General features: G+C 71.9%; 7 protein-coding genes. 4 read left to right on the top strand and 3 right to left on the bottom strand.

The window, feature by feature from the left end:
• Positions 1 to 299: 299 nt before the first annotated feature.
• Complete coding sequence (locus ABZ371_RS22305; RefSeq protein ID WP_358682477.1) at positions 300 to 728, bottom strand: Rv3235 family protein; 429 nt, start codon at positions 726 to 728, stop codon at positions 300 to 302.
• Between the two features lie 281 nt (positions 729 to 1,009).
• Between ABZ371_RS22305 and ABZ371_RS22300 the strand changes: the two genes are divergently transcribed.
• The 3 genes from ABZ371_RS22300 (at position 1,010) to ABZ371_RS22290 (ending at position 8,162) form a co-directional block, all read left to right on the top strand.
• Positions 1,010 to 1,525, top strand: coding sequence for a hypothetical protein (locus ABZ371_RS22300; RefSeq protein ID WP_358682474.1), 516 nt, complete (start codon positions 1,010 to 1,012; stop codon positions 1,523 to 1,525).
• Positions 1,526 to 1,750: 225 nt separating this feature from the next.
• Complete coding sequence (locus ABZ371_RS22295; protein ID WP_358682471.1) at positions 1,751 to 2,440, top strand: HAD family hydrolase; 690 nt, start codon at positions 1,751 to 1,753, stop codon at positions 2,438 to 2,440.
• A 706-nt stretch (positions 2,441 to 3,146) separates the two neighbouring features.
• Entirely contained in the window at positions 3,147 to 8,162 is a 5,016-nt protein-coding gene (locus tag ABZ371_RS22290; protein ID WP_358682468.1) for an NAD-glutamate dehydrogenase, read from the top strand.
• A 132-nt stretch (positions 8,163 to 8,294) separates the two neighbouring features.
• On the opposite strand, the gene ABZ371_RS22285 is transcribed toward ABZ371_RS22290, so the two are convergent.
• Both ABZ371_RS22285 and ABZ371_RS22280 read right to left on the bottom strand, forming a co-directional pair.
• The gene (locus tag ABZ371_RS22285; protein WP_358682467.1) at positions 8,295 to 9,086 is read right to left on the bottom strand and encodes an ABC transporter ATP-binding protein; all 792 of its coding nucleotides are present in this window, start codon (positions 9,084 to 9,086) and stop codon (positions 8,295 to 8,297) included.
• Positions 9,079 to 10,017 carry an ABC transporter permease gene (locus tag ABZ371_RS22280; RefSeq protein WP_358682465.1) on the bottom strand — a complete coding sequence of 313 codons (939 nt, stop codon included), beginning with the start codon at positions 10,015 to 10,017 and terminating at the stop codon, positions 9,079 to 9,081. Before ABZ371_RS22280 ends, ABZ371_RS22285 begins: the two co-directional genes overlap by 8 nt.
• Before the next feature lie 155 nt (positions 10,018 to 10,172).
• On the opposite strand from ABZ371_RS22280, the gene ABZ371_RS22275 reads away from it, so the two are divergent.
• On the top strand, positions 10,173 to 10,778 hold the full coding sequence (locus ABZ371_RS22275) for a TetR/AcrR family transcriptional regulator (RefSeq protein ID WP_358682462.1): 606 nt from the start codon (positions 10,173 to 10,175) through the stop codon (positions 10,776 to 10,778).
• The last annotated feature ends 44 nt before the right edge of the window (positions 10,779 to 10,822 follow it).

Genomic DNA, 10,822 nt, shown 5'->3' with positions numbered 1-10,822 from the left:
CGAAGTAGCGCACCCCAACCCGCCCACCGCTTTTCCCTCGCCCGGGCCCGGGCCCCCGCCGGGTGCCCCGGCCCAGCCCGTCGGTGCCTCCGCGGGCAGGCCGCCTGGGCCGTCCCTCCGCGGCGGGACGCAGGGGCGGGGGCGCCGAGGTGGGCGCGAGCCCCCGGCTGGGCCGGCCGGGCAGGGGCCGCGACGGTGAGCGGCGAGGGCGGTGCGGCGGCGGTGCGGCGGCCGTGCGCCCTCCCGCACGGCCCGGGTCGTCCCGCACGGCCGTCGGCTGTCCCGAACGCCTTCGGGCCCTACCGCACGGCCCGGAGGCGTTCGCCGCCCAGATCGACCGCGGCGCACCGCCAGCGCAGGTCCGGACCCTGCTCCAGGCGGAAGGCCAGGGCGCGGATCTGTTCGCCCGTCGCGATGCTGGCGAAAGCCTCGACCACGCCGTTGACCGGCTGGACACCGTGGCAGGCCCGTAGGACGGGCCGTCGGCACCCCGCGCCGAGCGGGGCGCTCGGCGCGAGTTCGGCGAGCTGGTCGTAGGCCTCGCCGACGGTGTGGCCGAGCATCCAGTGCACCGGGCGCTGACCGCTGAGGACCGCGAGCAGACGCTCCGCGAACCACTGGTGCGGGCGCGGTGCGCGCCGGGGCCGCAGTGGTGTCCGCTGCGGCGGTACGGTGCCCGGCCGGCCGGGGTCGCGGCGGCCGGCCGGCCTCGTCCTGTCTGTGCTCATGTGGGTAGCCCCCGTGGCTGCTGTGCGGCGCCCGGGCGAGTACCGGGCGGTAACTTCGTGTCGGTGATCTTCTACGGGGCGGCCCCCGGGCGCCGCAAGCCGCGGCGGGGCCGTTCCGGGGCCGCGGAGGATTCACCTATCCGGGTGGCCGGCCCGGCGCCGCACGGGGCCGGCGGGGGTGACGCCCGTCTCCGGGTGGACAACGGGAGACGGCTCACCGGACCCGATGGGGGACGTCCCACGTATCCTGAGGGCGTCATCGACGAGGAAAGCGGTCACCCATGCGCGTGTACGTCCCCCTGACCCTCTCCGGTCTTGCCGAGGCGCACAGCGCGGGCCGGCTCGGCCCCGGGCCGTTGACCGCCTACGCCGTGACGCCGGGACTGCGCGAGTGGTACGTCTCCGACGACATCGAGGAGCTGGAGTACGCGGCGCTCAACCGGGCCGCTTCCGCATCCCTGCGTCTGATCGCCGCGAAGCCCGACGAGCACAGGCGGCGGGTCGTCGTCGCCGTCGACGTGGCGGACGGGGCGGCCGTCGCCGACCCCGATCACGTGCTGGAGGCATCGTCGCTCGGTGAGGTGCGCATCGCGGACGCCGTTCCCCTGACGAAGGCCGCCGCCGTCCACGTGGACTCCGACGACGCCGAGAAGGACGTCGCGGCCGCGGCGGCGGCGCTGGGCGCGGCCGATCTGGGTGACGACGACGCGCAGTTCACCGTGGACGGCGCGGAGGACCACGAGCTGCTCTGGTTCGGCGTCCAGGAGATCCCCGGCCTGATCGGTCCGATCAGCTGAGCCCGTCCGGCTGATCGGCTGAGCCCGTCCGGCCGGGAGCGTCTGCGGAGCTCCGGGCCACGAGCCGAGCCCCGTGCGTCCCGCGCCGGGTCGGCGGGCGCGGGCACCGGGCGTCGGACCGTGTGCGGCGCGTCGGGCGCCCGAAGGCGGAGGTGGCGATCTGCCGGGGCGGCGGACGGGCGGCGGGCCGTCGTCGTTGTCGTACCCGGCGAGTACTTTCTACGTATGGCGACACCGGGGAAGCACCGCACCCATCTGGTCTGGGACTGGAACGGCACACTGCTCGACGACGTCCAGGCGGTCCTCGGGGCGACCAACGCCGCGTTCGCGGAGCTCGACCTCCCGCCGCTCACACTGGAGCAGTACCGCGAGACGTACTGCGTCCCGATACCCCGGTTCTACGAGCGGCTGCTGGGCCGGCTGCCCACGGACGCCGAGTGGCAGCGGATGGACGGCATCTTCCACCGGCACTACACGGAGCGGCGGGCCGCCTGCGCGCTGACCGAGGGGGTCGAGGAGCTGCTGGCACGGTGGTGCCGGGCCGGCCGCAGCCAGTCGCTGCTGAGTATGTACGGCCACGAACACCTGGTCCCCGTGGTCAGGGGATACGGCATCGAGCGGCACTTCCTGCGGGTCGACGGGCGGACGGGGCCCTCCGGCGGCAGCAAGGCGCAGCACATGGAGCGCCACTTCGAGATGCTGGCGCGGCTGGAGGGCACGGCCCGCACCGCCCCCGAGCACGCGGTCGTCATCGGTGACGCGGTGGACGACGCCGTGGCCGCGGCGCATGTCGGGGCGCGCGCCGTGCTCTACACCGGCGGTTCCCACAGCCGTGGCAGCCTGGAGGCGGCGGGCGTACCCGTGGTGGACACCCTCGCCGAGGCGGTCGCGCTGGCGGAACTGATGGCGGACTGACGAGGGCCCGGAGGCGGCCCGACAGCGGAAACGACGGCGGGCCGACGGCGGGCCGGAGGCGGCCCCGCGGCTGCCCGGGCTCCGCGGGCGGCGGTGCCGGGGCCGCACGCCGGCGGGGACGGGCCCGGGGCCGGCGGTCACGGCGCGGCCGTGGGAGCGGCGGGCGTCGGCGCAGGAGCGGGCGCGGGCGTAATCACAGGCGTGGGTACAGGCGTGCGCATGGTCGTGGGACCGGGGGCCGGTGCTGGAGTGGGCGTGGTGAGGCCGCCCCCGGCGCAGCGGTTACGGCCGCTGGAGCGGTTGCCGCAGCCGGGGCCGGGCGGTACCGCGGCGGCCTGCTCATCCCAGCCGGTCCGGCCGGGTACGGGGACGGTCCCGCGCGATGTCCAGAGTGTCAAAGTTCGGGGTCATCTTTTGTACATATGCGGCTCATGACGGTTGTGGGTGGCGGGGAGATAGCCTGGTGCCGTGATCAGCGCGATACGCCTCGGGGGCAGCGAAGCCCCCGGCCTGCGCCCGGAGTGCCACAGCACCCGGGCGATCCGCGATCTCCGCACCCAGGGGCGACCGCCGAGAATGGCCGATATGGTCCCGGGTACCTCCCATGGCGGCATAGCGTCGACCGAGACCGGAACCCCCGCGTCGTGGCGTTACGCCGTCTTTTTCACCTACGTCTCGCAACGGCGCGCGACAGGAGCCAGAGGACATGCAGACCAAGCTGGACGAAGCCAAGGCCGAGCTGCTCGAACGGGCGGCCCGGGTAGCTGACAACAGTCCGGGCGGTGGTGTCGGTGGCCCGGGAGGTATCCCCCGGGTACTCCCTGCCGGAGAGGGCGCGGCGGCGGACGGGGACGGGCGGCCGGGCCACGACATGCTGCTGGCCTACCTCCAGCGCTACTACCTGCACACCGCCGCGGAGGACATCACCGACCGCGATCCGGTCGATGTCTTCGGTGCCGCCTCCTCCCACTTCCGCCTCGCCGAGAACCGCCCGCAGGGCACCGCCAACGTCCGGACGCACACCCCGACCGTCGAGGAGAACGGCTGGACGTGCAGCCACTCCATCGTCGAGGTCGTCACCGACGACATGCCGTTCCTGGTCGACTCGGTCACCAACGAGCTGTCCCGGCAGGGCCGCGGCATCCACCTGGTGATCCACCCGCAGGTCATCGTCCGCCGCGATGTCACCGGCAGGCTGATCGAGGTCGTCGCCGACGACAGGCCCCGGGGCGACGGTGCCGTGGGGGCCAAGGGCCGCAAGGAGACCCGGGCGGAGCTGCCGCACGACGCCCTCGTCGAGTCGTGGATCCACGTCGAGATCGACCGGGAGACCGACCGCGCCGACCTCAAGCAGATCACCGCCGACCTGCTGCGCGTCCTGTCCGACGTACGGGAGACCGTCGAGGACTGGGAGAAGATGCGCGACGCCGCCCTGCGGATCGCCGACGACCTCCCCGGCGAGCCGCTCGACGACCTCGACGGTGAGGAGGTCGAGGAGGCCCGGGAGCTGCTGCGCTGGCTCGCCGCCGACCACTTCACGTTCCTCGGGTACCGCGAGTACGAGCTCCGGGACTCCGACGCCCTGGCAGCCGTGCCCGGCACCGGCCTGGGCATCCTGCGCTCCGACCCGCACCACAGTGTGGACGAGGCGCATCCGGTGAGCCCGTCGTTCGACCGGCTGCCCGCCGACGTACGCGCGAAGGCCCGGGAGCACAAGCTGCTGATCCTGACGAAGGCGAACAGCCGGGCGACCGTGCACCGCCCCAGCTACCTCGACTACGTCGGTGTGAAGAAGTTCGACGCCGACGGCAACGTCGTCGGCGAGCGGCGCTTCCTCGGTCTGTTCTCGTCGGCCGCCTACACCGAGTCCGTGCGCCGGGTGCCCGTGGTGCGCCGCAAGGTCGCCGAGGTCCTGGAGGGCGCGGGCTTCACGCCCCACAGCCACGACGGGCGCGACCTGCTGCAGATCCTGGAGACCTACCCGCGCGACGAGCTGTTCCAGACGCCCGTCGACCAGCTGCGGTCGATCGTGACGTCCGTGCTGTACCTCCAGGAGCGCCGCCGGCTCCGGCTGTACCTGCGGCAGGACGAGTACGGGCGCTACTACTCCGCCCTCGTGTACCTGCCGCGCGACCGCTACACCACCGGTGTCCGGCTCCGCCTGATCGACATCCTGAAGGAGGAGCTCGGCGGTACCAGCGTCGACTTCACCGCGTGGAACACGGAGTCGATCCTGTCCCGGCTGCACTTCGTCGTCCGGGTCCCGCCGGGCACCGAGCTGTCGCACCTCACCGACGCCGACGCCGACCGCATCGAGGCGCGCCTCGTCGAGGCCACCCGCTCCTGGGCCGACGGCTTCCAGGAGGCGCTGAACGCCGAGTGCGGTGAGGAGCGTGCCGCCGAACTGCTGCGCCGCTACGGGCACTCCTTCCCCGAGGGCTACAAGGCCGACCACTCGCCGCGCGCCGCCGTGGCCGACCTGGTGCACCTCGAGGCGCTCAAGAGCGACACGAAGGACTTCTCGCTCAGCCTCTACGAGCCCGTCGACGCCGCAGCCGGCGAGCGCCGCTTCAAGATCTACCGGACCGGTGAGCAGGTCTCCCTCTCCGCGGTCCTTCCGGCACTCCAGCGCCTCGGCGTGGAGGTCGTCGACGAACGCCCGTACGAGCTGCGGTGCGCCGACCGTACGCACGCCTGGATCTACGACTTCGGGCTGCGGATGCCGACGGTCGCCAGCAGCGGGGACTACCTCGCCGACGACGCCCGGGAGCGTTTCCAGGAGGCCTTCGCGGCCGTCTGGACCGGCCGGGCGGAGAACGACGGCTTCAACGCGCTCGTGCTGGGCGCGGGGCTGGACTGGCGCCAGGCGATGGTGCTGCGCGCCTACGCGAAGTACCTGCGGCAGGCCGGCTCGACGTTCAGCCAGGACTACATGGAGGACACCCTCCGCAACAACGTCCACACCACGCGGCTGCTGGTCTCCCTCTTCGAGGCCCGGATGGCCCCGAGCCGGCAGAAGGCCGGTACGGAGCTGACCGACGGGCTGCTCGAGGAGCTGGACGGGGCCCTGGACCAGGTGGCCTCGCTCGACGAGGACCGGATCCTGCGGTCCTTCCTCACCGTCATCAAGGCCACGCTGCGGACCAACTTCTTCCAGAGCGCGGCCGCGGACGGCACCCCGCACGCCTACGTCTCGATGAAGTTCGACCCGCAGGCCATCCCGGACCTGCCCGCGCCCCGCCCGGCGTTCGAGATCTGGGTCTACTCGCCCCGCGTGGAGGGCGTCCACCTGCGCTTCGGCAAGGTCGCCCGCGGCGGTCTGCGCTGGTCCGACCGGCGGGAGGACTTCCGCACGGAGATCCTCGGCCTGGTCAAGGCGCAGATGGTCAAGAACACCGTGATCGTGCCCGTGGGCGCCAAGGGCGGCTTCGTCGCCAAGCAGCTCCCGGACCCGGCCGTCGACCGTGACGCCTGGCTCGCCGAGGGCATCGCCTCCTACAAGACGTTCATCTCGGCGCTGCTCGACATCACCGACAACATGGTGACGGGCGAGGTCGTGCCGCCGGCCGACGTCGTGCGCCACGACGAGGACGACACCTACCTCGTCGTCGCGGCCGACAAGGGCACCGCGAGCTTCTCCGACATCGCCAACGAGGTCGCCGAGGCCTACGGCTTCTGGCTCGGTGACGCCTTCGCCTCCGGTGGTTCCGCCGGATACGACCACAAGGGCATGGGGATCACCGCCCGCGGCGCGTGGGAGTCCGTGAAGCGGCACTTCCGCGAGCTGGGGCGTGACACCCAGACGGAGGACTTCACCGTCGTCGGTGTCGGCGACATGTCCGGTGACGTCTTCGGCAACGGCATGCTGCTCTCCGAGCACATCAGGCTGGTCGCGGCGTTCGACCACCGGCACATCTTCATCGACCCGAACCCGGACGCGGCGACGTCCTACGCGGAGCGGCGCCGGCTGTTCGACCTCCCGCGCAGCTCCTGGGCGGACTACGACGCGTCGCTGCTCTCCCCGGGCGGCGGCGTCCACCCGCGTTCGGCGAAGTCGATCCCGATCAACGCGCACATCCGCGAGGCCCTCGGCATCGAGGCGAAGGTCACCAAGATGACCCCGGCCGAGCTGATGCAGAACATCCTCAAGGCGTCGGTGGACCTCCTGTGGAACGGCGGCATCGGCACGTACATCAAGTCGTCCGCCGAGTCGAACGCCGACGTCGGTGACAAGGCCAACGACGCGATCCGTGTCAACGGTGAGGACCTGCGCGCCCGGGTGGTCGGCGAGGGCGGGAACCTCGGGGCCACGCAGCTCGGCCGCATCGAGTTCGCCCGGGCCGGCGGCCGGATCAACACCGACGCCATCGACAACAGCGCCGGTGTGGACACCTCGGACCACGAGGTGAACATCAAGATCCTGCTCAACGGCCTCGTCCGGGACGGCGACATGACCGTCAAGCAGCGCAACAAGGTCCTCGCCGAGATGACCGACGAGGTCGGGCAGCTCGTCCTGCGGAACAACTACGCGCAGAACGTCGCGCTCGCCAACGCCTGCACCCAGGCTCCCTCGCTGCTCCACGCACACCAGCGGTTCATGCGCAGGCTCGGCCGCGAGGGACACCTGGACCGGGCGCTGGAGTTCCTGCCCAACGACCGGCAGATCCGCGAGCTGCTGAACCACGGCAGGGGTCTCAGCCAGCCGGAACTGGCCGTGCTGATCGCCTACACGAAGATCACGGCGGCCGACGAGCTGATCTCCACCAGCCTGCCGGACGACCCGCACCTGCAGAAGCTGGTGCACGCCTACTTCCCGAAGCAGCTGAGCGCGGCCTACCCGGAGGCGGTCGACGGGCACGCCCTGCGGCGCGAGATCATCACGACGGTGCTCGTCAACGACACCGTGAACAGTGGTGGTTCGACGTTCCTGCACCGGTTGCGGGAGGAGACGGGGGCCTCGCTCGAGGAGATCGTGCGGGCGCAGTTCGCCGCCCGGGAGATCTTCGGACTCTCCGACGTGTGGGACGCCGTCGAGGCGCTCGACAACCAGGTGGCCGCCGACGTGCAGACCCGGATCCGGCTGCACTCGCGCCGGCTGGTGGAGCGAGGGGCGCGGTGGCTGCTCGGCAACAGGCCGCAGCCGGTCGAGATCGCCGGGACCGTCGCCTTCTTCGGCGAAGGCGTCGAGAAGGTGTGGAACGAGCTGCCCCAGCTGCTCAAGGGCGCGGACCTCGACTGGTACCGGTCGATCCTGGAGGAACTCACCTCGGTGGGTGTTCCCGAGGAGCTGGCGGTGCGGGTCGCGGGCTTCTCGTCGGCCTTCCCGACGCTGGACATCGTGGCCATCGCCGACCGTACGGGCAAGGACCCGCTGGCGGTCGCCGAGGTCTACTACGACCTCGCGGACCGGCTGGGGATCACCCAGCTGATGGACCGGATCATCGAACTGCCGCGGGCCGACCGCTGGCAGTCCATGGCCCGCGCCTCCATCCGTGAGGACCTGTACGCCGCCCACGCAGCGCTGACCGCGGACGTACTGGCCGTGGGCGACGGGACGTCGACGCCCGAGGAGAGGTTCGCCGCCTGGGAGGAGAGGAACGCACCGATCCTGGCGCGTTCGCGCTCCACCCTGGAGGAGATCCAGAGCTCGGACGCCTTCGACCTGGCCAACCTGTCGGTGGCCATGCGGACGATGCGGACGTTGCTGCGTACGCACGCGTGATCCCTGGCGGCTCCGGAGCCGCTCGCCCATGAGACTGCCGGACGGCCCGATCGGGCCCTCCGGCAGTCTCATGCGTTCAGTACGGGGGCTACGCCGTCCCCCGTGCGGCCGTCGCCCCGTCCGGCGGTGGTGTCACCTGCGGGCCTTCGAGGGCGCGGTGAACTTCTCGTACGCCGCCACGACCTGGTCGGCGGGACCGTCCATCCGCAGGGTGCCCGCCTCCAGCCACAGCGCGCGGTCGCACGTCTCGGTGATCGACGCGTTGCTGTGGCTGACCAGGAAGACCGTCCCCGCCTCCTCGCGCAGTTCCATGATCCGGTCCCTGCTGCGCCGCCGGAAGTTGGCGTCGCCGGTGGAGAGCGCCTCGTCGATGAGCAGGACGTCGTGGCTCTTGGCGGCCGCGATGGAGAAGCGCAGTCGCGCCCCCATACCCGAGGAGTACGTGCGCATCGGCAGCGTGATGAAGTCGCCCTTGTCGTTGATGCCGGAGAAGTCGACGATGTCCTGGTAGCGCTCGCGGATCTGGTCTCGGGTCATGCCCATGGCCAGCCCGCCCAGGACGACGTTGCGCTCCCCGGAGAGGTCGCTCATCAGCGCGGCGTTCACTCCCAGGAGTGAGGGTTGCCCCTGGGTGTGGACGCGGCCCCGCGACGGGGGCAGCAGGCCCGCGATCGCCTTGAGGAGCGTGGACTTGCCCGATCCGTTGGAACCGATCAGGCCGATGGCCTCGCCCTTGTACGCGGCGAAGCTGACGCCCTTCACGGCGTGCACCTGCCGGGCGCCCCGGGGCTGTCCCCGCGAGATGATCCGGTTCAGGGCGGAGGTGGCGCTGCCCCGGCCGGTGCGGGCGCCGTTGACCGTGTAGGTGATGTGGACGTCGTCGACGACGACGGTGGGCACGCGTGTGCCGGTGGTGTCAGCCACGTCCGTAACGCTCCTCGGCCTTCCAGAAGTAGACGAAACCGCCGATCCCGCAGACGAGCGCCCAGCCCGCCGCGACGGCCCATACGTGCGGGGGCATCTGCTCCCTGGTGAAGCTGTCGATCAGCGCGTACCGCATGAGGTCGATGTAGACGGCGGCCGGGTTGCACTCCAGTGCCAGCAGGACGAGGCGCGGGACCCGGTCCCCCGTCAGCAGGGTGTCCAGGCTCCACATGACGCCCGACGCGTACATCCAGGTGCGCAGCACGAAGGGCATCAGCTGGGCGATGTCGGGGGTCTTCGCGGCGAGTCGGGCCACGACCATGGACACGCCGGTGTTGAACACGGCCTGCAGGCCGAGGGCGGGGACCGCGAGGAGCCAGGAGGGCTGCGGGTACTGGCCGAAGGCCAGGAGGATCACGACGAGGGCGCCCAGCGAGAACATCAGCTGCTGGAGCTGCTGGAGGGCGAGGGCGATCGGCAGGGACGCCCGCGGGAAGTGCAGCGCGCGGACGAGTCCGGTGTTGCCGCTGATCGCCCGGGTGCCCGCGGTGATCGAACTCGACGTGAAGGTCCAGATGAAGACGCCGGTGACGAGGAAGGGCACGAAGTCGGGGACCCCGTGCTTGGTGTTCATCAGGATGCCGAAGATGAAGTAGTAGACCGTCGCGTTCAGCAGCGGGGTCATGATCTGCCAGATCTGGCCCAGCTTCGCCTGGCTGTACTGGGCGGTCAGCTTGGCGGTGGCGAACGCGGTGATGAAGTGCCTGCGGCCCCACAGCTGCCGGACGTACTCGGCGAGCGAGGGCCTGGCCCCGCTGACGGCCAGCCCGTGCCGGGCGGCGAGTGCGGCCAGCTCGCCGGGTGCGTACACCGGCAGGAGGGCGGGCGGGGCGGATTCCGCCGGGGCCGGCGGTGCTGCTGTCTGGCTCACCGTGATCGCTTTCGACGGAGGGCGGGAGGAACGGGGCGATCAGTGCGGACGCGAGCCCGTCGGATGGGACGGGACCGTATCGTCGCAACGCCGAGACTAGGACGTGTGTACGCCGCAACGCAACCGTTTCGTCGTCGCGGTCTATCATTCGGGCCATGACCAGCGAACGGCGAACCGGGCGCCGACCCCCGGCCGGTGCCGCGGTGCTGCGTGAGGACGTGACCGACGCGATCCGCGGTGCCGTCTTCGAGGAGCTGGCCGCGGTGGGTTTCGCGCGGATGTCGATCGAGGGCATCGCGCGGCGGGCGGGCGTCGGCAAGACCGCCGTCTACCGCCGCTGGAAGTCCAAGCTGCACCTCGTCCTCGACCTCGTCGCGGCCGTCGCCGCCCAGGGCATGCCGGCGCCTGCGACCGGCAGCCTCCACGGGGACGTGCGCGCCGTCCTCGAACTGGCCGCGTACGCCCTGCGCCACCCCGTCGCCTCGCAGGTCATCCCCGACCTGCTGGTCGAGGCCGCCCGCAACCCGGAGATCTCCGACGCCATCAAGGCGGCGCTGCTGGACCAGCAGCAGGGAGTGGCCGCAGTCGTGGTCCGGGCGGCGGTGGCCCGGGGGGAACTGCCCGAGGGCAGCGATCCGGACCGGGCGCTCGACCTGATCGTCGGACCGCTGTACTGGCGCCTCGTGGTGGTCCGGGGCGACCTCCCCAAGGGATACCTGGACGACCTGGCCGCCTCGGCGGTCCGGGCGCTCAAGGGCTGACGGCCGGGGCCGGGCGCCTGCCGGCCGGATGCGGACGCACCGGG

This window comes from Streptomyces sp. NPDC005899, from assembly GCF_040629645.1.
In the GTDB taxonomy this organism is placed as follows: Bacteria; Actinomycetota; Actinomycetes; order Streptomycetales; family Streptomycetaceae; genus Streptomyces.
The sequence above is the reverse complement of the archived record's forward strand: the minus strand, read 5'-3'. Positions and strand labels throughout refer to the sequence as shown.

Bases quoted from the DNA above. Each gene is read 5' to 3' on its own strand.
- ABZ371_RS22305 (WP_358682477.1), bottom strand. From the start codon at position 728: ATGAGCACAGACAGGACGAGGCCGGCCGGCCGCCGCGACCCCGGCCGG.
- ABZ371_RS22300 (WP_358682474.1), top strand. From the start codon at position 1,010: ATGCGCGTGTACGTCCCCCTGACCCTCTCCGGTCTTGCCGAGGCGCAC.
- ABZ371_RS22295 (WP_358682471.1), top strand. From the start codon at position 1,751: ATGGCGACACCGGGGAAGCACCGCACCCATCTGGTCTGGGACTGGAAC.
- ABZ371_RS22290 (WP_358682468.1), top strand. From the start codon at position 3,147: ATGCAGACCAAGCTGGACGAAGCCAAGGCCGAGCTGCTCGAACGGGCG.
- ABZ371_RS22275 (WP_358682462.1), top strand. From the start codon at position 10,173: ATGACCAGCGAACGGCGAACCGGGCGCCGACCCCCGGCCGGTGCCGCG.